The organism is Williamsia sp. z71 (genome assembly GCF_059553375.1).
The window spans coordinates 102,068-124,083 of the sequence record NZ_JCANWX010000011.1 but is presented as its reverse complement, the minus strand read 5'-3'; the positions used below and the strand labels follow the sequence as shown (position 1 = coordinate 124,083).

Below are 22,016 nucleotides of genomic sequence, written 5' to 3'. Positions count from 1 at the left end.
AAAGGGCCCGCCACCTCTGAGAACTGCACCACATCGCCCTATTTCTGGTATACAAAATGAGCATCCGCGTGGTGAACTACGAGTTCAGTTCAGTTTTGGATCCTTAAGGAGCAGGGAAAGATGTCGAGTAGTACTGAAGTGGGCACCCCCACCGGGTCTACGGCCCTGACCAGCGCCCGCAGCATCAAATGCCACAACGATGTGCTTGCCGCAACCCAGGAATTGCTCGCCGAGGGCGGCCTTCACGCCGCCACCATCGACGCGATCTCCGAACGGTCGACGGTCAGCAAGGCCACGATCTACAAGCATTGGCCCAGCCGGATCGCGGTGGCCGCCGAGGCGTTCAGCCTCTCGGTCCGCGATGCCCTGCCCACACCGGACACGGGCAACATCGTCGACGATCTCACCGAGCATGTACGCAACGTCAGCATGTTCTACGCCACCCCCAGGGGCAAGGTGTTCACCCAGCTCCTGGCCGCCTGTGTCGACGACGAGGCCGGAGCGGACTACTTCAAGCGGTACTACCTCGACGGCCGGCGAGCGCTGACCGCCAGGCTGTGGGAGCGCGCAGTCGAACGTGGAGAAGTGCATCCCGGCACCGACATCCAAATGGTTTCAGACGTCCTGTTCGGCCCGATGGCATTGCGCCTGATCACCGGGTCGGCACCGTTCGACGCAGCGCAGGCCGAAGGGTTTGCCCGAGTGGCATTGCACGGACTTCTCAGCGTTCCCTGACCCGATCCAGGACAATGGCCTGATGGAGTACATGAACCTCGGCAATTCCGGCCTCACGATCTCGGCTCTGACATTGGGCTGCATGAGTTTTGGAGCCTCCGGCCAGGGCACGCACGCCTGGACGCTCGACGAAGACGCGAGCCGCGGCATCATCAGGGCAGCCCTCGAGGCCGGGATCACCACGTTCGACACCGCAAACATGTACTCCCTCGGCAGCAGCGAGGAGATTCTCGGCAGGGCCCTGGCCGACTTCGCATCACGGGAAGACGTGGTGGTCGCGACCAAGGTCTTCAACCGAATGCGCCCCGGACCCTACGGAGCCGGGTTGTCCCGCAAGGCAATTCTCGCCGAGGTCGACAACAGCCTGCGCCGCCTGGGAACCGACTACATCGACCTCTACCAGATTCACCGCTGGGACTACCAGACCCCGATCGAAGAGACCATGGAAGCACTGCACGATCTGGTGAAGTCCGGCAAGGCCCGCTACATCGGCGCGTCCTCGATGTACGCCTGGCAATTCGCGAAAGCACTGCACACCGCCGAACGCGGCGGATGGACTCGGTTCGTCTCCATGCAAGACCACTACAACCTCATCTACCGCGAGGAAGAGCGAGAGATGTTGCCCCTCTGCGCCGATGAGGGCATCGGCGTGATTCCGTGGAGCCCATTGGCCAGAGGTCGTCTGACCCGGCCGTGGGACGAACGAACCGCCCGCACCGCCACCGACGAATTCGGTGCATCCCTGTATTCCGAGGACGACAAGGTGATCGTGGAACGCGTACTGGAGATCGCCGCCACCCGCGGCGTTGCCCCCGCCGCCGTCGCCTTGTCCTGGGTGGCCGATCGCACCACCTCACCGATCGTGGGAGTCACCAGGCCCACACATCTCATCGACGCGGTGAGCGCATTGGATCTGACTCTCGACGAGGCCGAGGTCGACTACCTCGAGGAGCCATACCAGCCCCATCGGGTCGCCGGCTTCGTCTGACGTCCCTGAAAACTGTCAAATAACCGGGCACCGAGGGCTGATAGCCCTCGGCAGCCCGGTATTCGACGGCCTGGAGGGTCACTGACCGGCCGACACCGCCTCGGCCGGATCACTGTGTGCCACCGGGCATCCGCGCGGGAACGTACCCAGGTCGGCGAGTTGGTAGCCACCCGGATACGACCGGATGTTGGGCAGGTCGCGGGCGTGGATCGGCTGTTTGCGAACCGGGAAGAACCGCACCAGACGGCCGCGCGCTCTCAGCGCCGCCCGGGAGATCGCCCGGACCGGACGCGGTGGATGCCGGTAGCCGAACGCGTCGAGCAGCGGATCGTCCATCAACGAGCGGGCGAAGATGTTGATCAACCACTTCGGCGCCCTGTCATTCGGCGGGAAGGTGGTCATCAGATCCAGGGTCGAATCAGCGACCTTGCGGGCACCCTCGTTGTACGCGAAGTGGGTGGCCTCGTACTCGTCGAGGAACCGGGCGAACTCGGTGTAGTTGGCGGGAACGTCCTTGATCCCCATCAACCTTCCCAGGCGGCGGTAGTAGTTGGTCGCACCGACCACCTCGTTGTGGGTCAGCCGTCGCCGGCCATACTGTTCGATCCACCGCACCGGCGTCACCACGAAAGTCGCCAAGACGTACCGCATGTCGTCGTTGGAGATGTCGTAATTGCCGTGCATCTGGTTCACCCGACGAATTCCGTTGCGCCCCTCCACACTGTCGAAGCCGTGTTCGAGCACCGCATCGAGCAGCAGCGTGGTGTCGTCGTAACGCTTCTGGACCCGTTCGGTGAACTCTCCGGTGTCGAACAACAACTGACCGACCGACGGCACGGCGTAGGTGCGGAACAGCGCAAAGCTCAGAGAGTGGTTGATATCCCAGGGAAACTCGACCGTCGCCAAGAGCCGGTTGATCTGCTCGAAATCCCGCTCGGGATCGAGTTCATCGGTCTTCTTGCGCACTGCATATCGCTTCATGTGGGCTCCCCTTCTCTGACCGTCCGACACCGGCCACCTCGAACTTCGCGCGTGTGACGCAGCGCACATCCGACCGTACCGGACCCGAGCGGGCGATCGGTCGACCCCCCTCACCTTCAGCCGACGAGCCGCCTGGTGAGTTCGGCGATCTCCCGGGAGAACGCGACGAGCGTGACGATGCCGACGCTGACATCGGCCGTCTTCACCGCTTGGACCTGCTGGGCCACCGCATCGGCGACGGGCCATCCGTAGGCCCCGCCCGAAATCAACGGGAACGCGATCGACGACGCCCCCAACGACCGGGCCAGCAGCAGGCTGCGCTGGTAGCAACTTCGCAATTGCGCCGATCGGTCTTCACTCGCGGAATATCGCGGCCCGACGGTGTGGATCACCCACCGCGCGGGCAGGTTCCCCGCACCGGTTGCCACCACGGCTCCGACGTCGAGACCATTCGGCAGCGTGGTCGAGCGCAGGAACCGGCACTCCTCGAGAATCCCGGGTCCACCGGCGCGGTGGATGGCGCCATCCACACCCCCACCGCCGAGCAGCGAGGAGTTCGCGGCGTTGACGATGGCGTCCGCGCGGGTTTTCGTGATGTCACCCTGGGTGACGTCGATGACGGTCATTGTGTTGCCTCCTGGGAGTTCGTGTCGATGATCCGGTCGGTGAGTGCGCGCAGATCCGCGGCCCTGGCCCCGGGGTACCCGTGCAGCAGGTCCAGCCATTCGGCGGGGATCGAGGAGATACCACCACAGGCACCGACCAATCCGCCCGCGATCGCGGCGGTGGTGTCGGTGTCATCACCGGCCCGGACACATAGTTCGAGGGTCTGCGGCAGGTCGCCATCGGCCGCATTGATCGCCCACCAGGCCGTCTGCAGGGCGTGGACGACCCAGCCGTTGTTGGGAAAGTCTGCGGGCGAGCCGGTTTCGGCCAGGTCCAGCAGGGGCGACCAGTAGTCCCTGGTCGATGTCGGGGAGGTGTCCAGGAACGTGCGGACGCCACCGACCGAGCCGGTGAGGACGGCCTCGCGGATGCCGGCACTCCACATCTGACATGCCTCCCGGGCCCGGACATCACAATGCGTGAGGTCACTGATGGCACCGGCGGCTTCGACGCAGGCCTCGAGGTCATCGAGGAAAGCCAGTGCCACCGGCGCGGTCCGCATCAGCGATCCGTTGCCACCGGTGCGCCCGGACAGCTTCGCGGCCGCGGCGGCCATCTCCGCAGCGTCGGTGGCACGCGCCGAGAGGACGGTACGCGTCTGGTTGCCGATGTCCGGGGGATTCGACCGATACCAGCGCATGAATCCGGCAGCGATGGCGTCGAGGTCGGCGTGCCCGAACGAGAGCCCCTCGGCGACGCAGAGCGCCATGGACGTGTCGTCCGTCCACTCCCCCGGCGCCCAGTCGAATGTCCCGCCGCCCTTCATGAATATCGGTGTATCCGCTGTCGGATAGGTGAACTCGTAGCCGGCACCGAGGGCGTCACCGGCGGCGGTCCCCGCGAGGACGCCGGCGGCACGATCCCGCTGCGCTTCGGTCAGGTGTTGTTCGATCCGCGTCATCAGATCCTCGCCCTCTGCTTAGCTCAACATTGAGCTAAAGATTAGCGCACAGATGCGCTAATGTGCAAGACATGGCGTGGCGAGATTCAGAGGGCAAGACCCTGGACGACTACCCACGGCCTTCGGTGGCGGTCGATGTGGCGGTTCTGACCGTGCGGGACGACCAACTCTGCGTGGTGACCGTGGACTCCGAACGCGGATTGTCACTGCCCGGCACCTTCCTCCACCCCGGCGAGACGCTCCGGGATGCCGCCGCGCGGGCCCTGCAGACCAAGGCCGGCATCACCGACCTCGCGTTTCACCAGCTCGGGATGTACGACGCCCCGTCCCGTGACGACCGGGGATGGGTTCTGTCGATGGCGCACAGCGCGGCCATCGCCCACGACCGGCTGCCGGCCACCGCCGCGCTGGTCACGGTCACCGACGGTGTGGCCGACGAACCGTTGGCCTTCGACCACGGCGAGATGGTCACCCGCGCGGTGGCCGATCTGCGACAACGCTATTCGCCGCGACCCGACCCCGACCACCTGCTGCCCGATCAGTTCACCCTGCTGGAGCTACGGCGACTGTACGAGACGATCTTCTCCGAGACCTTCCCCAAGGACACCTTCCGCCGCCGGTTCATCAGCCAACTCGAGGGCACCGGACAGCGCTCGTCGGCAGAGACCGGCCGGCCTGCCGAACTGTTCCGACGACGGTGAGGCCACGTCAATCGAAGAGGATGACCTGCCGGATGGTCTTGCCGTCGGCCAGTTGATCCATCGCGGAGTTGATGTCCGACAAGGTGATCCGGGAAGAGATCAGCGCTTCCACCGGCAGCAGTCCGTCGCGCCACATCTGCGCATACCTGGGGATGTCCCGGCGTGGAACGGCCGAGCCCAGATAGCTCCCGACCACCGTGCGTGCCTCGGCTGTGAGAGTCAGTGGCGAAATACTCGACCTGGCGTCGGGCGCGGGCAGACCGACGGTCACCGTGGTCCCGCCGGGTGCCGTTGCGGTGAACGCGGTTTCGAAGGCCCGCGCGCTGCCGGCACATTCGATGACGTACGTCGCCTTGATCCCCGACTCCGCGACCGCTTGCGGCGTATACGATTCGTGCGCGCCCAGCCTGCGGGCGTACTCCAATTTCTCGTCCAACATGTCCACGGCGATGATCCGCGAAACGCGTTGCGCAACAGCGGTGATCAGTGCCGCCATCCCGACCCCGCCGAGTCCGACGATCATGATCGAATCATCTTCGGCCGGATCGGCGGCATTGAGGACCGCACCACCGCCCGTCAGGACCGCGCAACCCAGCACAGCCGCGACATCGGGTGGAACATCGTTCCCGACAACGACTGCCGACGCCGCGTCCACGACAGCGTGGTCGGCAAAGCCGGACACCCCGAGATGATGGTGCACCGGCCGGCCGTGGTCGCTGACCCGCCGTCCGCCGCCGAGCAGTTCACCGGCGTTGTTCGCCGCACTGCCGGGCCCGCAGGGCAATCGGCCGTCGGCCGCGCAACCCGCACAGTCCTCGCAGCGAGGAAGAAAAGACATCACGACCCTTTGGCCGACCGCAAAATCGGTGACGTCGGTGCCGACCTGACGGACGATGCCCGCGGCTTCATGACCGAGGAGCATCGGCACGGGTCGGACGCGATTACCGTCCACCACACTCAGATCCGAGTGGCAGACACCGGCCGCCTCGATCTGCACGAGCAGCTCGGTCGGACCCGGCGAGTCCAGGTCGAGCTCGCGGATGACGATGGGGGTCGATTCCGCATACGGCCTTGGTCGACCGATCTCCTCGAGCACCGCTCCCCGGATCAACAAGTCATCGCCTTCTCGTTCCGAAAACCCCGAACCATCTGCACCCCACCACTATGCACCTCGTAGTCTCTGATGAGGCATTCGCCGCGAGAGAGGCTGAACAGTGAGCGCACCCGGAACCCCGGTACCCGAGGACTATCCCGTGCTCTGGCCGATGCCGACCCGCTGGGACGACAACGACCACTACGGCCATGTCAACAACGTCACGTACTACTCGTACTTCGACACCGCGGTGAACGCGTGGTTGATGTCGGCCACCGGCACCGACATTCGGCAGCTGCCCGCGATCGGGATCGTCGCCGAGACATCGTGCAAGTTCCTGAGCGAGCTCACCTTTCCGGAGCTGCTCCAGGTCGGCATCTCGATCGAGCGACTCGGCAACCGCAGCGTCGTCTACGCGCTGGCCATCTTCTCCGAGCAGGCCGACGGCAGCCTCAAACCCGCTGCCACCGGCCGATTCGTGCACGTGTACGTCGACCGGGACGATCGTTTACCGGTGGCCATCCCCGCCGGGATCCGCACCGCGGTGCAGACGTTGACCACCGGCCGGACCGGGAGCTGATGTGACCGCGACCGTGGCCACGTCGCTGTTCTGGATTCTGCTCATCGCGGTGCTGGCCCCGCTGATCGCCGGTCTCATCCCCGGAAAGCGCATCCCCGAGGTTGTCATCCTGCTGGTGGGCGGCATCCTCCTCGGGCCCCACGTACTCGATTTCGCCACCGACGGGTCGGCGATCGACCTGCTCCGCGAACTCGGCCTCGGCTTGCTCTTCCTGCTCGCCGGCTACGAGATCAAGACCTCGGAGGTCGCCGGCAAGGAAGGACGCCGGGCGCTGTACACGTGGATCTGCTGTCTGGCCCTGGCCTTCGCGGTGACGTTCGGCATCGGCATGACCACCCTGGTCACTGCGGAAAGCGCGGTGGCGATTGCCATGTGTTCGACCGCTCTGGGCACGTTGCTGCCCATCCTGCGCGACACCGGGATGTTGAACCAGAGACTGGGCCAGACGGTCCTGAACCACGGCGCATTCGGCGAACTCGGTCCGGTGATCGCCATGGCAGTACTGCTGGGCGCCCGCGGATCGTTGAAATCGGCAATCGTGCTCGCCGTCTTCGCAATTGCCGCGGTGTCGGTCTGGCTCCTGACCGAAAAACTTCTTCAGCGCCAACGCTGGCTGATGACCCTGGTCTCAGCGGGTTCGCAGACCACCGCGCAGACCACCGTGCGGATCACCATGTTGCTGCTCGTCGGGCTGATGGCACTGGCCTACGCGTTCGACCTGGACACCATCCTCGGCGCGTTCGCCGCCGGATTCATCCTGCGACGCATCCTTCCCGACGGCGACGAGATCTTCGAACACAAGCTCGACGGTCTCGCGTTCGGACTACTGATCCCGATCTTCTTCATCACCTCGGGGATGGCGATCGACGTCTCCGCCGTGGCGGGCAAACCCGGACTCCTCATCGCATTCATCCTGATGATCCTGATCGTTCGCGGTCTCCCGGTGTTCATCTCCACCCGATGGGATCGCGGCAACTCGGGCGACGAGCCCCCGTTTACCACCGGCAAGCGAGTCCAGATAGCGCTGTACTCGGCGACCGGATTGCCGATCATCGTCGCGGTCACCGGTGTTGCGGTCTCCGCCGGACACATGTCGGAGGGCAACGCATCGGTCCTGGTGACGGCGGGCGCGCTCACGGTCCTGCTGCTTCCGCTGGCCGCGACGATGCTCGGTTCGCGCGCCGGCAAGACCGACGCCGACCAACCCACCAGCTGACCACCCGATCCCGTCCGGTCGCGCCGACTCTCGGCACGCGGTCTCCGCGATCGGGATAATGGGGAAGATGGTGTACGTCTCAGCGATCGTCGGCTTTGTGGTGCTCTTCGCCACGACCGCGCTCGCCTTCGTCGGCACCGAGTGGATCAGGTCGATCGACTGGTCGGCAGTATTCCGGAGAGCAGCACTTCCCCGCGCCGACACCGGCGTCGGGACACGGTCTGGATCGGAGCCGGAGTCCGACGATCCCGACCCGCAGCGCGGGCCGGTACCCGAGGTCGGGCTGACCGGTCTGGCGAAAACGACCAACACACCTTACTGGATCAATCATCTCGGTGGGCCGCGGCCCGGTGAGGCGACCAGCATCCGGTTCGCGTTCATCGCGGTGGACACCTGGCGCGGCGACCCCGGGCGCATCGACCTCACCGACCTGCTGGATCGCAACGCGGGCCAGGTCGACGACTGGGCCGTCCGCAGCGACGAGGGCCACTATCCGCGCACGCTGCGGCGACAGCTGCGCCAATCACATCTGTCCCACGACGACCAGACGACGATCGACGAGATGCGCGCACACCCGATCGGCAAACTGGCCTACTTCGCCTGTTCGACCGCAACCGCCATCGAGCAGAGTGCTTCCTGGCGCCACGACATCTTCGACGACAAGATGATTCGGGTCGACCTCGACGCCGAGGTCGCCGAGATCAGCCGCAGCTGCGCACGACTCCGCGATTCCGTCGACAAACTCGGACCACTTCCGGACGGCGACCTCGGGGACGATCCCGACATCGTCGCGATCCACGTCGGCCGGGCCCAGGTGCACGACGAGCGGCTCGGCCTTCTGGTCCAGCGGCTGCGCGCGTTCGCCCGCTACCGCGCGGGCATCGAACAGGTCGATCGCCAACTCGCCAAACTCGAATGGGTGATCAGGATCGGCACCGAGGACGATTCCGACGAGTACCTCGTCGCGGCCGAAGACGAACTCGGATCCGAGCGTCTCCATCGGGCCGCCGAGGAGTTCGATGCGGTCTCCGGCGCGATCATCGACAGTATGCTCACCGACGCCAAGAAGCTGTCGCGCATCGTGCGCTATTCCTGATCGACGCGATGAACAACCAACACAGATCCGTCAACGCAGGAAGTCGGTCACCAGCCGGTTGAACTCACCGGTCCGGTCCCGGTGGACACTGTGACCGGCCTCGATCTGACCGAAATGCCCGTCCGGCAGAGCTTCCGACAGACTGAGCAGATGGCGCGGCGGCAAGAAACTGCGTCGGCCACCCGAGACCACCAGGGTCGGAAACGTCAGCTGTGACAACGACTCCCACCAGTCGGCGTCGACGGCCTCGAACTGGCGGGCCACGATGTCCGACATCCGGTGATCGAACCGCAGCACCGGACTCGGATAACGAACCGTCGACCACAGCCCACGTAGCCGGTCGGCGACGCCGCTGAACGGCACGATGTGTTCGTCGACGTCGGCCTGATCACGCGGCATCGGCGGGATCTCTTCGAGCACCAGTTTCCCGATCCGCGCCGGATCGAGCGCGGCGAGCCTGATCGCGGTCTGACCGCCCAGGGAATGCCCGACCACATCGATCTCGTCGACGCCGAGCCCGTCGAGGACAAAGCTCAGATCATCACGGAAGTCGTTCAGCAGGTAGGACGGCGACCGTGAACTACGACCGTGCCCGCGCTGGTCATAGGTGATGACCGTCCGACCCCCGGCGCGCAACTCCCGGGCCAGCGCTCGCCAGGTCTGATGATCGCCGCCCATGCCGTGGACCAGCAACACCGGTTTGCCGGTCAGCGGACCGGACGTTCGAACGGCCAGCCGAACCGCCCCGGGTCCGTCGGTGCGGGTCAAAGTGTTCACCGGTGACAGGGTAGTCACCCCGACACCGGACACATCTGGGCTACTGCGGTGCGTCCAGGCCCACCCGGCGGCGCTCGATGATCAGGCAGCGGTTTTCGACGTAGAGCAGGCCGGCCTTCTCGGCAATCTCTCGAGCCTCCGCCGACACGATCCCCAGTTGCAGCCACAGTGCCGTGGCGCCGGCTGCCACCGCTTGGCGGGCGATCTCCGGCGCGTCCTCCGACGGGCGGAACACATCGACCAGACCCACCTGTTCGGGAATATCGGCCAAGGTCCGGTAGACCTTCTCACCGAACAGCTCATCCGCCTTGGGATTCACCGGGATGATGCGCCATCCGTGCTTCTGCATACTCACCGGGACTTTGTGCGCGGGCTTTTCCGGGGACGCACTGGCACCAACAACGGTGATGGTCTTGTAGGTGGAAAGGATTTGCTCGACCAAGTCGTCTGTATCAGCCATGCCTACGATCGTAGAGGTCCGCCCCGGCCCGGCCTCCGGGGTGTTCAATCGACGGTATGGCACAACGAGTGGTTCTCATTCGCGCGGTGAACGTCGGTGGCGCCAAGCTGCCGATGGCCGAACTCCGAGAGATGGCGGCCGACCTGGGCGCCACCGACATCTCGACGTACATCGCCTCCGGAAACCTGCTGTGCACACCGCCCGACGATCCCGCCGCCTTCGACCGCGCACTCGAGGAGGCGATCACCAAGCGCTACGGCTACTTTCGCGAGGTCATCAGCAGGTCGGCGGACGATCTCGCCGCCGCGTCGGCCGAGCACCCGTTCGATGTCGTCGAGCCGAAATACTCGTACGTCTACTGCCTCACCGCAACCCCGGAACCAACTGCGGTCGCAACGTTCCACCGCCGCGATTTCGGAAATGACGTGTTCGAGGTCATCGGCGACAACCTCCACATCCGCTACGAGGCGGGCGCCGGGACGTCCAAACTCACCGCGCCGGTCATCGCCAAAGGATTGGGAGTCCAGGGCACCGGACGGAATCTGCGCACCATCGAGAAGCTGATCGCCCTCGCCCGCGAGTAGCCGGCCGCGAGGAAACCTACCCTGCGGTGACGTCCCGGCGTGACATCGTCAAACCGATCACGCCCACACAGACCACGGCATAGATCGCCAGCGTCGTCAGGGTCTGCGCCTGCGACAACGCACCTGGCCGCTCCGGCTGCACCAGCGACCGCATGACCAACCCCGGGAACCAGCGCTCCGCCCAGACACGGTTTTCCGCAAGGACGTTTTCGACGGGTCCGAACCACAGCAGGCAGATTCCCAGCGCGATGGGCGTCGACTTCACCAGTACCGCAACTGTTGTCCCGATCAGGGCGTACATCGCCACGAACACCAACAGCCGGCCGTAGTCTGTGAGCCCACTGCCGAGCGCATCTGCCCCGAACCAGCCGGCGGTGTCGACGTCCACCGACGGTGCCGCCACCGCCGCGGTCAGCGCTCCGACGGTCAGTGCCACGGCCATCAGCACTGCGGCCAGGCTGATTCGTGCCGCGAGCTTTCCGGTGACCAGCGACAACCGGCTCGGTTGGCGGGTCAGCGCGGCCCGCAACGTACCCCGGCTGATCTCATTTCCCATCGCGGCCGCAAATGCTGCGACCACGAGCACCGTGGCGACGCTCATCGACGCGATGATCGCAGCGGTGGCGCCACCGGACCCGACGAGCGCTTCGAGAGACACCTGAGGTCCGTCGCCTCCGCGGCCAACAGGCTGCGCGGCTTCTATCAGCAGCCAGGTGGCCAGCACACTGAACACCACGGTGGTGATTCCCAGGCCCGCCCACAGACGTGGCCGGTTCAGCAAGATCCATTCGGACCGAAAAGAATTCAGCAGATTCATCACATGCCTTTCCAGAAATTCTCCAGATGTCAGATCGGGGACGTGTGGATCAATTTGAGATAGCGGGCCTCGAGATCGGCACGGCGATGGTGTAATTCGGCAAGGACGATCCCGGCTGCATGGGCCCGGGCGTTGATCTCCGCGGCCAATCGCCGGGCATCGTCGTCGTCGGTGAGGGCGATGACCACACTGATCCCGTCCAGGCTGACCTCGAGCCCCGTCGCCTGTGCGATGGCCCCCAGATCGGCGAGCCGTGATTCGTCCGCGGGTGCCAGGACCAGGGCATCGGCCGTGGCTCCCAGCGATTGCGGTGTTCCGGCGTGGACGAGTCCGCCGTGGTCCAGGACCACCAACCAGTCACAGACCTGTTCGAGTTCGGCGAGAAGATGCGATGACACGATGACGGTGCGTCCCTGCGCGGCGATGCGCCCGATGAGGTCCCGAACCTCTTGCATGCCCTGGGGATCCAGGCCGTTGGTCGGCTCGTCGAGTATCACCAGTTCGGGGTCACCGAGCAGGGCAGCTGCAATTCCGAGTCGCTGCTTCATCCCGAGCGAATAACTGCCGAAGCGGTCCTTGCCCCGATCCCCGAGACCAACCAGGTCCAGTAGCCCGTCGACACCGCCGGTGGCCTGACCGGATAAGACCGCCAGAGATCTCAGGTTGTCCCGAGCAGAGACGGACGGGTGAAATGCCGGCGACTCGATGAGCGCACCGACTCGCGGAAGATATTGCGCACGTTGATGAATCGGCGCATCGAGAACGGTTCCGTCACCACCGCTCGGTTTGACGAGACCGAGCAACATCGCCATCACGGTGGTTTTTCCGGCTCCGTTCGGACCGATCAGACCCGTGACCGAACCAACCGGCACCGTGAAGGACACGTTGTCGACGACGGTTCGATTCCGATATCTCTTCGTCAGACCCTGCACCGAAACTGCTACGTCCGCATCCTGATTCGCCGACTCGATCCCCGATGTCCGATCGTGGATTGTCGTGTTCGTTTCCATGCGGGCAACGATGCCGTGGCCGGAGCCCGAAGTCGTCAGCCTGATGTCGACATCGGCACTACGTCAGATGTGGACCAGCCCGTGCCGGTAGGCGAACACCACCAGCTGTGCCCGGTCACGGGCCTGGAGTTTGGTCATCGCCCGGCTCACGTGGGTGCGCACCGTCGCATTGCTGACGAACCATCGGGCGGCTATCTCGTCGTTCGACAACCCGGCCGCCACCAACCGGACCACCTCGAGTTCGCGCGTGGTGAGCAACTCGACGACGGCATCCGGCGCCACCGGTGCCGGGGCTGTGGCTGTGGCGGGTTCCTGGACGAACTCGGTGATCAGTCGCCGTGTCACACCCGGTGACAACAGCGCCTGACCGGCCGCGATGACGTGCACGGCCTGGATCAGTTCGGCGGGCTGGGTGTGTTTCACGAGAAACCCGCTGGCTCCGGCTCGCAGCGCCCCAAAGACATACTCGTCGAGTTCGAAGGTGGTCAGGATCAGCACCTTCACCGCAGCCAGATCGTCGCGGGCAACGATCTGCCGGGTTGCCTCCAATCCATCGCAGCCGGGCATCCGGATATCCATGATGATGACGTCCGGCCGCAGGTCGACGCACACCGCGACTGCTTCATCTCCGTCAGCGGCCTCCCCGACCACCTCGATGTCGTCCTCGGCGTCGAGCAGCGCGCGAAACCCGGTCCGTACCAAGAGCTGGTCGTCAGCCAGTACCACCCGAATCATGAAACCCCGGTTCCGCCCGCCACCTTGTTCGACGAGTCCTCGTTGCTTTTCCCGAGCGTAACCACCGCCGCCGCGCGCAGCGACCGCCTTCCGGCCAATCTCCACACCTGCCGTACGTTCGCACCCTGAACATCAGTCGCCGGGCGCGATCTCAACGGCAAACCGACGCGCGCAGGCACCGATCGACCCTACGATCGGCCAGGTGGACGTCAGATGGTCGAACAGAGTGCGCGAACTCGGCGTGCGCGGACCCGACCTGGCACTTGCGATGGTGGTGGTCATCCTGGTCGTCCTCGGCAGCTCCCTCGGGCACACCGGTCCGGACGGCCGGTCCATCGACGGTCTCGCGATCACGCTCGGGATCGTCGGTGCCCTGTCGTTGACTCTGTCCCGCCGCCACCCACAGGTGATGATCGGTGTCGCCGCGGCCGTGGTCTTCGGTTATCTCGCCCGCGGATATCCCGGTGGCCCAGCACTTTTGGCGGGACCACTGTCGATGGCACTGGGTGGGTATCGCGCCTCCCGCACGGTGGCACTGGTGGGTGCCGCGGTGATGTCGGCTGGGGTGATCGCCGGGAGGTGGATCGGCGCCGGAGCACTCGGGACCATCGGAATCGCCGGCCCGGCGTGGGCTTTCACGCTGGCCCTGGCGGGTATCGCGCTCTCGGCGCGCACCGAACGCGCTGCGGCCCAGCGTGAACGCGACGAGTTGCGTCGTCGGCAGGCGATGACCGATGAACGCCTGAACATCGCACGCGACCTGCATGATTCGGTCGCCCACGCGCTGGCCACCATCAATGTGCAGGCCGGTGTCGCGGCACATCTTCTCGACCGGCACCCGCAGCAGGCAAAACCTGCCCTCGAGGCCATCCGAGCGGCCAGTAGCGAGGTCCTCGACGAGCTCGGCACCATGCTCGAAGCCCTGCGGGACCGTGACTCGGCAGCTCCCCTGACGCCGGCGCCGACACTCGGTCAGATCCCCGGTCTCATCGAGCGCGCCCGTGCGGACGGCTTGATCGTGAACTTCGACAGCGAAGGGGACGCCGCTTCGGTGCCGTCGGCGATGGGGGTGGCGGCGTATCGCGTTGTCCAGGAATCCCTCAGCAACGTGCGTCGCCACGCGGGGGTAGCACCGATCGTGGAGGTCTCGGTGGCCGCCGATCCGCCGCATCGACTGGTGGTGAGCGTGTCCGACGACGGCGGTCGGCCGGGTGGTCCGAAACCTGTTGCACCGCAGCCTGGTACCGGCCTGGGCATCACCGGGATGCGCGAACGGGTCGAATCCGGTCGCGGGACACTCGACGTGGGAGTCGGGGCCCGGGGCCGCGGCTACCGTGTTGTCGCCCGCTGGGACACCACTTCGGGCGACTGACCCACCAGTTCAGTCGAACTGCGTCAGCAGATGCGTTTCGGCGTCGAACAGGTAGCGGTCCATCGCCGCGGCCGACTCCTCGATGTCCCCGGCGGCCATCAGGTCCACGATCTCGGCGTTTCGTTCGACATACCGCGTGTGGAAGCCACGCGCCGATGCGCTGCGGAAGAACACCAGCCGCATCTCTGCCAGCAGCAGGTTCATCTCCACGTCGAGGCGATTGCTGCGGGCCTGAGCCACCACCGCACGATGGAAATGCTGATTCGCCGAGGCCACCGCGTCGCCATCGCCCGCCGCGATCGCGGCCCGCCCCTCCTCCACTGCGGCAATCATCGCGTCCAGGTAGGGCTGGGCTCCGCGACCGACCCGGATCGCCCCCGACTCGATCACCCGACGCGCACGGTAGACGTCCCGCACGTCATCGGCGCCGGGCGTCCGGATGAGAACACCTCGATTGGGTACCCGCTCGAGGATGCGTTCGGAAACCAGCCGGCTGAGCGCTTCCCGCAGCGTGTTGCGCGAGATACCGAGCGCGCGCGCGATCGACTCTTCCGGTAGTCGGTTACCCGATCGCAGCCGCCCTTCGTCGACCTGGGTACGCAAGATCGCTGCGGCCCGCTCGGCGGACGACGTGCGGACCACGTCCCCGCGGGCCGCGACCAACACGTCGAGCACGTCGTCCAGTCCAGACTCGTTCTCCACATCCGGAGTCTACGAGAACGTAGGATTGCAGGATTGTTGAACAATCCTTCTCGTTGCGGAAACATCCTGGGACCTCGGTTACGAGCCATTGACGACGTTTGGAGACCTGTGATGACCATCGACCTCAACAGCGACATCGGTGAATCGTTCGGTCGCTGGGACCTCGGCGACGACGAGGCCATGCTCGATGTGGTCACCAGCGCCAACATCGCCTGCGGCTTCCACGCCGGTGACCCGAGCACGATCGCCCGCACCGCGGGCTGGTCGGTCGATCGAGGTGTCCGGATCGGGGCGCAGGTGGCCTACCGCGACCTCGCCGGTTTCGGTCGGCGGTTCGTCGACGCCACCCGCACCGAACTGACCGACGACATCGTCTACCAGATCGGTGGCCTGCAAGCGCTGGCCGCGGCCGTCGGTGGACGCGTCACCTATGTCAAACCCCATGGTGCGCTGTACAACACCGCCGTCCACCATGAAGAACACGCACTGGCACTGGTCGATGCGATCGCAGCACTCGATCCCGAGCTGGCCCTGCTCGGTCTTCCCGGTTCGCGGCTCCTGGCCCTCGGCGAGGAACGCGGCCTGCGCGTGGTGCGGGAGGCATTTGCCGACCGCGGGTACACCGCGGCCGGAACCCTGGTGCCGCGCGGCGAGCCCGGGGCGATGCTCGACGATCCTGCCGTCGTCGCCGCCCGGGTGTTGCGGATGGTGACCGAGTCGGTGGTCGAATCCGTCGACGGGACAGATGTCGCCATCGACGTGGATTCGATTTGTGTACACGGAGATTCACCGGCTGCCGCGCAGATGGCAGTGGCGGTCCGCGACCTGCTCGCAGCCGAGGGTGTCGAGGTGAAAGCGTTCACATGAACCCACTCGCCTACGGCGATCGATCACTGATGATCGAGGTGGACACCACCGACGCGGCCATCGCCTGGACCTTCGCCCTCACCAAGGCAGAATTGCCCGGGATCGTTGACATCATCCCCGGCGCCCGGACGGTTCTGCTCGTCACCGACTCCCCCACCCGGTTGCCCGCACTCCGCACCGCCGTGGGTTCGATTGCCCCTGAGTCCGCCGACACCCCGACCTCGCACACCACCGCAGGCGCCCTCGTCGTCGAAGTACCGGTGACCTACGACGGGGAAGATCTCGGTGAGGTCGGCCGGCTCACCGGGCTGACCACCACCGAGGTCATCGCAGCACACACCGGACGACCATGGAAGGTGGCCTTCGGCGGGTTCGCGCCCGGCTTCGCCTACCTGATCGGCGGGGATGCCCGGCTCGAGGTGCCCCGCCGCGACGAGGCACGGACCCGGGTTCCGGCAGGTGCGGTCGGACTTGCCGGCGAGTTCAGCGGCATCTATCCACGCACCTCACCCGGCGGCTGGCAACTGCTCGGTCGTACGGATCTGTCCATGTGGGACGCGACGCGCAACCCGCCGGCGCTCCTGCGGCCTGGTGCCCTCGTGCAGTTCCGCGAGGCCCGGCCATGACGGCATTCGAGGTTCTGGCCACCGGACCGCTGAGCACCGTGCAGGACCGGGGACGACCCGGATTCGCGGCACTGGGGGTCGGCAGATCGGGTGCGGCCGACCGACGCGCCCACGCGCTGGGCAATCGACTCCTGGGCAACGACGACGGAGCTGCCGCAGTCGAGGTGACCCTCGGTGGCCTGTCCCTGCGCGCACAGCAGGAGGCCTGGCTGGCGGTCACCGGCGCAGATCTGGATGTGCTGGTGGACAAGGGATCCGGCGCGCGTCCGGTCGGGATGAACGCACACTTTCGGCTCCTGCCCGGTGACGTGGTCACCCTCGGCATGGCCCGCGCCGGACTGCGCGCCTACGTCGCCGCACGTGGCGGCTTCGACGTGCCCGCCACGCTGGGGTCGTGCAGCACCGACACGCTGTCCGGACTCGGGCCCGCCCCACTGGCGGTCGGCGATGTCCTCGACGTCGGGCCGCGACCGGGCGATCTGGCCGAAATCGACATCGCCGCGGTGCCCACCCCGACCACCGACAAGGTCGAACTCCGCGTGCATCGCGGACCGCGAGACAACTGGGTCGACGATGCCGACGACCTGGTGCACACCCACTGGCAGGCATCCGACCGCAGCGACCGGGTCGGAATGCGGTTGAGCGGCAACGCCTCCGGGATCGCCCACCGCGATCCCGGACGACAGCTACCGAGTGAGGGCATCGTGCGCGGCGCCATCCAGGTGCCACCGAGCGGCGAGCCGGTGATCTTTCTGGCAGACCATCCCGTCACCGGCGGATATCCCGTGGTCGGCGTTGTTGTCGATGACGACGTCGACCTCGCCGCACAGATCCGGCCCGGCCAGCACATCAAATTACGGTGGGCCAGATAAAGGGCCACTGCCCTGGGGACAGCACCTATCTCGTCCCCTGACCACCGGTAGGCTGAACACACCTGATCACCAGAAAGAAGCAACTGCGTAATACGGAGGATCAAGATGTCGGTGAGCCTGGCCAAGGGTGGAAACGTATCGCTGAGCAAAGAGGCCCCCAACCTGACGGCGGTGACCGTGGGACTCGGCTGGGATGTCCGTGTCACCACCGGAGCCGACTACGACCTCGACGCCAGCGCACTCGGAATCGACAGCAACAAGAAGATTCTCGACGATTCGTACTTCGTCTTCTACAACAACCTGCGATCCCCTGACGGCGCGATCGAGCACACCGGCGACAACCGTACCGGCGAAGGTGAGGGAGACGACGAAGCGATCAACGTCGACCTCAAGGCGCTGGCACCCCAGGTCGATTCGATCATCTTTCCGGTGACCATCCACGATGCCGATGTGCACGGCCAGAGCTTCGGCCAGGTCCACGGCGCCTTCATCCGCGTGATCGATCGCTCCGACGGCCGCGAACTGGCCCGCTACGACCTCAGCGAGGACGCCTCCACCGAGACCGCAATGGTTTTCGGTGAGATCTACCGCCGTGGCAACGAGTGGAAGTTCCGTGCCATCGGTCAGGGTTACGCCTCGGGCCTGGCCGGCATCGCCCGCGAATACGGCGTCAACATCGGTTAGTTCGGGAGTCGGCTGCGGGCACCATCACCGAGCAGTTCCCAGTCATCGCAGAGCGATCTTCTTTCCCGGGATCGCCGCGATGAGTTCTCGGGTGTACTCGTGATGCGGGTCGTCGAAAACATCTGCGATGCGGCCGGTTTCGACGATCCGACCGTTGCGCATCACCGCGACCCCGTCACTGATCTGCCGGACCACGGCCAGGTCGTGGGAGATGAAGAGGTAGCTCAACGAATGTTCTCGCTGCAGCTCTGCCAGTAGGTCCAGGATCTGTGCCTGGACCGAGACGTCGAGCGCCGAGACCGGTTCGTCGAGAATCACCAACTGTGGATTGAGTGCCAGCGCCCGGGCTATCGCCACCCGCTGGCGTTGCCCCCCGGACAGTTGCGCCGGATGCCTGGACAAATACTTGTCCCCCAAGGCAACTCGGTGGAGCAGTTCGCGCACCTTCTCGCGCCGATCTCGTGCCGTCCCGATCCCGAAGGCCTGCAACGGTTCGGCGACGATCTTGTCGACGGTGAGCTTGGGATTCAACGAGGCGTACGGATTCTGGTGGACGAGTTGTACGCTGCGGCGTAGGGCACGCAGCTCTTTGCCGCGCACAGACGAGATCTGATGACCCTCGAACCCGACCGTGCCGGACGACGCGGTCTCGAGCCGGGCCACGATCCGCGCTGTCGTGGACTTACCCGATCCGGACTCCCCCACCAGCGAAAACGTCTGCCCCCTGGGCACATCGAACGAGACGTCGTCGACCGCGAGCAGCGAACTGCCGCGTCCGACGCGGAAGGTCTTCGACAGATTCCGAACCGACAGCAGCGCCGAAGCGGCTTCTGCGTGCCCGGGCCTGCGTGCCGACACAGCCGTCACCGCCGTCATGCTCGGAACCGCGGCGAGAAGCTTGCGGGTGTAGTCGTGCCGAGGATCGGTGAGTACTTCCTCCGCGGTACCGGTTTCGACGATCCGCCCCTCGCTCATGACGACGATGCGGTCCGCTCGGTCGGCGGCAACACCGAGGTCATGGGTGATCAGGAGTACTGCCGCTCCGGTCGCGGCGATGCGCTCATCGAGATGATCGAGGATCCGGCGCTGCACCGTGACATCGAGTGCACTGGTGGGTTCGTCCGCGATGATCAGATCCGGCTCGCACGCCAGGGCGATACCGATCAGCACACGCTGCCGCTGTCCTCCGGACAGATCCTGTGGATACTGCCGCATGCGGAGTTCCGGATTGTCCAGTCCGGCCTCGGTGAGAATGCGCAGCGCCTCGATCCGGGCCCGGCGACGGTCGGCCCGGCCGTGGATGCGCAGCGCCTCGGCCACCTGCTCGCCGATCCGGGTCACCGGGTTCAACGAGGTCGTCGGATCTTGCGGCACCAACCCGATATGAGCGCCACGGATCTTCTCCAGCGCCCGCTCGGGCGCATTGTCGATCCGGTTCCCCTTGAAGGACACCGTCCCGGCCGTGATGCGCCCGGTCCCGGGTAGCAGCCCGATGATGGCGTGGGCGGTGGTGGATTTGCCGGACCCGGATTCACCGACGATGGCGACGACCTCGCCGGGTGCGACCTCGAGGTCCACCCCATCGACCGCGGCGGCGGCGTCGGATCCGTACTGAACGTGCAGACCTGAAATCTTCAGCACCGGTGTTGGATTGGTCATCGAACCCCGCCTCGATCAAGATGATGGCCGACGCGGTGGGCCGAGAGCACGACCGCGATGATCACGAGTCCGGGAAGGGTGGTCATCCACCACGCGACGGCCAAATAGTTGCGGCCTTCGGCGATCAACGATCCCCACTCCGGTGTCGGTGGCGCGGCACCGAATCCCAGGAAGCTCAGCGCAGAGACCGCCAGGATGGCCATGCCGAACTCGACTGCGGCCAGGGAGATCACCGGTGCGTACGAGTTGCGCAGGACATGCCGAAAGAGCACTGTCGGCCGGCGGACGCCGGAGGCAAAAGCGGCCTCGACATACGTGGCGCGGCGGACCCGCAACACCTCCGACCGCGTGACGCGGGCAAAACTGGCGACCATCGCCACCCCGACCGCGATCGCGACGTTGACCGTCCCGAAGCCGAGCGCGGTGACCAGCGCCAAGGACAGCAGCAATGCCGGAATCGACAGCAGCACATCGACCACCCTCATGAGGGCCGCATCGACGATGCCGCCGATCGAACCGGAGAGCAAACCGATCAGCGTGCCCACGACCAGCGCGATCCCCACCGCCAACAGCGTTGCGGTCAAGGACAGTCCAGATCCGTGCACCACCCGGGTGTACACGTCCCGACCGATGTTGTCGGTGCCGAACCAATGCCGGGCGCTCGGTGCCTCGAACTTGTCCGCCGGCACACCGGTCAACGGATCACCACTGGCGAACACCGAGGGAAAGAGTGCGAAACCGATGACCAACAGCAAGACGATGATCGCCAATGCCAGCACCGCATGCCGCAGGATGTGCCGTACCCCGAAGCTCCGGCGTACGGGACGCTTGTCCGGCGGGCGTGCCGCCTCGGCCTCGCGGGCCCGGATCTCGTTGTCGGCGAGGACGAGGTCAGACATGCGCGGCCTCCTTCTCGGTGGTGCCGGACGCCGGGGCGTCGGTGGACGGCGGCTTCTTCCGGAACGTCTCGACGATCCTCGGGTCGATGAGTGGGTACAGCAGATCGACGACGAGATTGATCACGACATATGCCACCGTCGAGAGCACCACGATGCCGAGCACGACCGGGATGTCCTGGGCCATCACCGACGTCTGCATCAGGCGGCCGACCCCGGCCCGGGAGAAGACGGTCTCCACAACCACCGCGCCGGCGATCAGATTGCCGATCAGCACGCCCGCGATGGTCAGCGCCGGGATGCTGGCCAGCCGCACGACATGATGCGTCACGACCCGGAACCGGCTCGCTCCCTTGGCCTGTGCCGTTTCGACGAACGGCTGCCGCCAGGTGGTGCCCATACTCGAGGCGAGGACCTGGGCGATCACCGCACCCGTCGGCAGAGCCAGCGTGATCGCCGGCAGCACAAGAGTCGAGAAGCCACTGTCCCCGAACGCCGGGAAGAGGTGCAGGTTGAACGAGAAGGCCTGCAACAACATCAGCCCCACCCAGAACGTCGGGACCGCAACACCCAACGGCGGCAACGCCTGCAGTGCAGTACGCAACCACCCGGCCCGCGTATAGGTGGTCGCAAAGGCGATCAGCCCACCGAACAGCAGCGCGAGGATCAACGCGGACAGTGCCAGTGCCAGCGTGTTGGGCACCGCGTCGCCGATCGCGGTGGTGACCGGTTGCCCCGTGGAGATCGAGGTACCGAAGTCGCCGCGGATCGCGTGGGTGAGCGAGGTCCAGTACTGCGACAACAACGACTCGTCGAGTCCGTACCGGGCCTGCAGATCCGCAACGGCCTGCTGATCTACCGGCGTCGCCGAATTGCCCTGTACGGCAATGCTGACCGGATCAGACGGTAGGGCGAACAGGATCAGGAAGGCCACCGTGAACGATGCCCAGAGCACGCCCACCGCCTGCAGCGCCCGCAGTCCGACATAGCGGATCACG

General features: G+C 65.8%; 25 protein-coding genes. 12 read left to right on the top strand and 13 right to left on the bottom strand.

Annotated elements, in window-relative coordinates:
• Window positions 1-120: 120 nt before the first annotated feature.
• The gene (locus AC51GR_RS23425) at window positions 121-735 is read left to right on the top strand and encodes a TetR/AcrR family transcriptional regulator (RefSeq protein WP_496327061.1); all 615 of its coding nucleotides are present in this window, start codon (window positions 121-123) and stop codon (window positions 733-735) included.
• 22 nt (window positions 736-757) lie between these two features.
• Complete coding sequence (locus tag AC51GR_RS23420) at window positions 758-1,723, top strand: aldo/keto reductase (protein ID WP_496327060.1); 966 nt, start codon at window positions 758-760, stop codon at window positions 1,721-1,723.
• 78 nt (window positions 1,724-1,801) lie between these two features.
• Here the strand turns inward: AC51GR_RS23420 and AC51GR_RS23415 are convergent, their stop codons facing one another.
• The 3 genes from AC51GR_RS23415 to AC51GR_RS23405 all read right to left on the bottom strand — a co-directional run bounded on the left by AC51GR_RS23415 (window position 1,802) and on the right by AC51GR_RS23405 (window position 4,271).
• Entirely contained in the window at window positions 1,802-2,704 is a 903-nt protein-coding gene (locus AC51GR_RS23415) for an oxygenase MpaB family protein (protein ID WP_496327059.1), read from the bottom strand.
• A gap of 116 nt (window positions 2,705-2,820) precedes the next feature.
• Window positions 2,821-3,330, bottom strand: coding sequence for an O-acetyl-ADP-ribose deacetylase (locus AC51GR_RS23410; protein WP_496327058.1), 510 nt, complete (start codon window positions 3,328-3,330; stop codon window positions 2,821-2,823).
• Window positions 3,327-4,271: an ADP-ribosylglycohydrolase family protein gene (locus tag AC51GR_RS23405; protein ID WP_496327057.1), complete on the bottom strand. Its 945-nt coding sequence runs from the start codon at window positions 4,269-4,271 to the stop codon at window positions 3,327-3,329. The genes AC51GR_RS23410 and AC51GR_RS23405 overlap by 4 nt, the downstream gene beginning before the upstream one ends.
• 71 nt (window positions 4,272-4,342) lie before the next feature.
• Here AC51GR_RS23405 and AC51GR_RS23400 point away from each other — a divergent pair, with 71 nt between their 5' ends.
• Entirely contained in the window at window positions 4,343-4,972 is a 630-nt protein-coding gene (locus AC51GR_RS23400) for an NUDIX hydrolase (protein WP_496327056.1), read from the top strand.
• A 7-nt stretch (window positions 4,973-4,979) separates the two neighbouring features.
• Here AC51GR_RS23400 and AC51GR_RS23395 read toward each other — a convergent pair whose 3' ends face one another.
• Window positions 4,980-6,086, bottom strand: coding sequence for an alcohol dehydrogenase catalytic domain-containing protein (locus AC51GR_RS23395; RefSeq protein WP_496327055.1), 1,107 nt, complete (start codon window positions 6,084-6,086; stop codon window positions 4,980-4,982).
• A 151-nt stretch (window positions 6,087-6,237) separates the two neighbouring features.
• On the opposite strand from AC51GR_RS23395, the gene AC51GR_RS23390 reads away from it, so the two are divergent.
• From AC51GR_RS23390 to AC51GR_RS23380, 3 genes are all read left to right on the top strand, one after another.
• Complete coding sequence (locus AC51GR_RS23390) at window positions 6,238-6,645, top strand: acyl-CoA thioesterase (protein ID WP_496327106.1); 408 nt, start codon at window positions 6,238-6,240, stop codon at window positions 6,643-6,645.
• Window position 6,646: 1 nt separating this feature from the next.
• Complete coding sequence (locus AC51GR_RS23385) at window positions 6,647-7,861, top strand: cation:proton antiporter (RefSeq protein WP_496327054.1); 1,215 nt, start codon at window positions 6,647-6,649, stop codon at window positions 7,859-7,861.
• Window positions 7,862-7,928: 67 nt separating this feature from the next.
• Entirely contained in the window at window positions 7,929-8,957 is a 1,029-nt protein-coding gene (locus tag AC51GR_RS23380) for a hypothetical protein (protein WP_496327053.1), read from the top strand.
• A 30-nt stretch (window positions 8,958-8,987) separates the two neighbouring features.
• Here AC51GR_RS23380 and AC51GR_RS23375 read toward each other — a convergent pair whose 3' ends face one another.
• Window positions 8,988-9,734, bottom strand: a complete 747-nt coding sequence (locus tag AC51GR_RS23375) for an alpha/beta fold hydrolase (protein WP_496327052.1) — start codon at window positions 9,732-9,734, stop codon at window positions 8,988-8,990.
• 40 nt (window positions 9,735-9,774) lie between these two features.
• The gene (locus AC51GR_RS23370; RefSeq protein WP_496327051.1) at window positions 9,775-10,194 is read right to left on the bottom strand and encodes a CoA-binding protein; all 420 of its coding nucleotides are present in this window, start codon (window positions 10,192-10,194) and stop codon (window positions 9,775-9,777) included.
• Window positions 10,195-10,250: 56 nt separating this feature from the next.
• Between AC51GR_RS23370 and AC51GR_RS23365 the strand changes: the two genes are divergently transcribed.
• Window positions 10,251-10,778: a DUF1697 domain-containing protein gene (locus AC51GR_RS23365; RefSeq protein ID WP_496327050.1), complete on the top strand. Its 528-nt coding sequence runs from the start codon at window positions 10,251-10,253 to the stop codon at window positions 10,776-10,778.
• Between the two features lie 16 nt (window positions 10,779-10,794).
• On the opposite strand, the gene AC51GR_RS23360 is transcribed toward AC51GR_RS23365, so the two are convergent.
• The 3 genes from AC51GR_RS23360 to AC51GR_RS23350 form a co-directional block, all read right to left on the bottom strand.
• Window positions 10,795-11,595: an ABC transporter permease gene (locus AC51GR_RS23360; protein ID WP_496327049.1), complete on the bottom strand. Its 801-nt coding sequence runs from the start codon at window positions 11,593-11,595 to the stop codon at window positions 10,795-10,797.
• Window positions 11,596-11,624: 29 nt separating this feature from the next.
• The gene (locus AC51GR_RS23355; protein WP_496327048.1) at window positions 11,625-12,605 is read right to left on the bottom strand and encodes an ABC transporter ATP-binding protein; all 981 of its coding nucleotides are present in this window, start codon (window positions 12,603-12,605) and stop codon (window positions 11,625-11,627) included.
• A 63-nt stretch (window positions 12,606-12,668) separates the two neighbouring features.
• A complete protein-coding gene (locus AC51GR_RS23350; RefSeq protein ID WP_496327047.1) occupies window positions 12,669-13,340 on the bottom strand; it encodes a response regulator transcription factor in 672 nt (223 codons plus the stop codon).
• A 202-nt stretch (window positions 13,341-13,542) separates the two neighbouring features.
• Here AC51GR_RS23350 and AC51GR_RS23345 point away from each other — a divergent pair, with 202 nt between their 5' ends.
• Window positions 13,543-14,712, top strand: a complete 1,170-nt coding sequence (locus AC51GR_RS23345) for a sensor histidine kinase (RefSeq protein ID WP_496327046.1) — start codon at window positions 13,543-13,545, stop codon at window positions 14,710-14,712.
• A gap of 9 nt (window positions 14,713-14,721) precedes the next feature.
• On the opposite strand, the gene AC51GR_RS23340 is transcribed toward AC51GR_RS23345, so the two are convergent.
• Window positions 14,722-15,414 carry a GntR family transcriptional regulator gene (locus AC51GR_RS23340; RefSeq protein ID WP_496327045.1) on the bottom strand — a complete coding sequence of 231 codons (693 nt, stop codon included), beginning with the start codon at window positions 15,412-15,414 and terminating at the stop codon, window positions 14,722-14,724.
• A 111-nt stretch (window positions 15,415-15,525) separates the two neighbouring features.
• Between AC51GR_RS23340 and AC51GR_RS23335 the strand changes: the two genes are divergently transcribed.
• The 4 genes from AC51GR_RS23335 (at window position 15,526) to AC51GR_RS23320 (ending at window position 18,463) form a co-directional block, all read left to right on the top strand.
• The gene (locus tag AC51GR_RS23335; RefSeq protein WP_496327044.1) at window positions 15,526-16,281 is read left to right on the top strand and encodes a LamB/YcsF family protein; all 756 of its coding nucleotides are present in this window, start codon (window positions 15,526-15,528) and stop codon (window positions 16,279-16,281) included.
• Entirely contained in the window at window positions 16,278-16,907 is a 630-nt protein-coding gene (locus AC51GR_RS23330; protein ID WP_496327043.1) for a 5-oxoprolinase subunit B family protein, read from the top strand. The genes AC51GR_RS23335 and AC51GR_RS23330 overlap by 4 nt, the downstream gene beginning before the upstream one ends.
• The gene (locus tag AC51GR_RS23325) at window positions 16,904-17,779 is read left to right on the top strand and encodes a 5-oxoprolinase subunit C family protein (RefSeq protein ID WP_496327042.1); all 876 of its coding nucleotides are present in this window, start codon (window positions 16,904-16,906) and stop codon (window positions 17,777-17,779) included. The genes AC51GR_RS23330 and AC51GR_RS23325 overlap by 4 nt, the downstream gene beginning before the upstream one ends.
• A gap of 105 nt (window positions 17,780-17,884) precedes the next feature.
• Window positions 17,885-18,463 carry a TerD family protein gene (locus AC51GR_RS23320; protein ID WP_496327041.1) on the top strand — a complete coding sequence of 193 codons (579 nt, stop codon included), beginning with the start codon at window positions 17,885-17,887 and terminating at the stop codon, window positions 18,461-18,463.
• A 42-nt stretch (window positions 18,464-18,505) separates the two neighbouring features.
• Here the strand turns inward: AC51GR_RS23320 and AC51GR_RS23315 are convergent, their stop codons facing one another.
• From AC51GR_RS23315 to AC51GR_RS23305, 3 genes are read right to left on the bottom strand one after another with little or no spacing between them, the layout of a single operon-like run.
• Window positions 18,506-20,122: a dipeptide ABC transporter ATP-binding protein gene (locus AC51GR_RS23315; protein ID WP_496327040.1), complete on the bottom strand. Its 1,617-nt coding sequence runs from the start codon at window positions 20,120-20,122 to the stop codon at window positions 18,506-18,508.
• Window positions 20,119-21,021, bottom strand: a complete 903-nt coding sequence (locus tag AC51GR_RS23310) for an ABC transporter permease (protein ID WP_496327039.1) — start codon at window positions 21,019-21,021, stop codon at window positions 20,119-20,121. The genes AC51GR_RS23315 and AC51GR_RS23310 overlap by 4 nt, the downstream gene beginning before the upstream one ends.
• Entirely contained in the window at window positions 21,014-22,015 is a 1,002-nt protein-coding gene (locus AC51GR_RS23305; protein WP_496327038.1) for an ABC transporter permease, read from the bottom strand. Before AC51GR_RS23305 ends, AC51GR_RS23310 begins: the two co-directional genes overlap by 8 nt.
• Window position 22,016 lies beyond the last annotated feature (1 nt).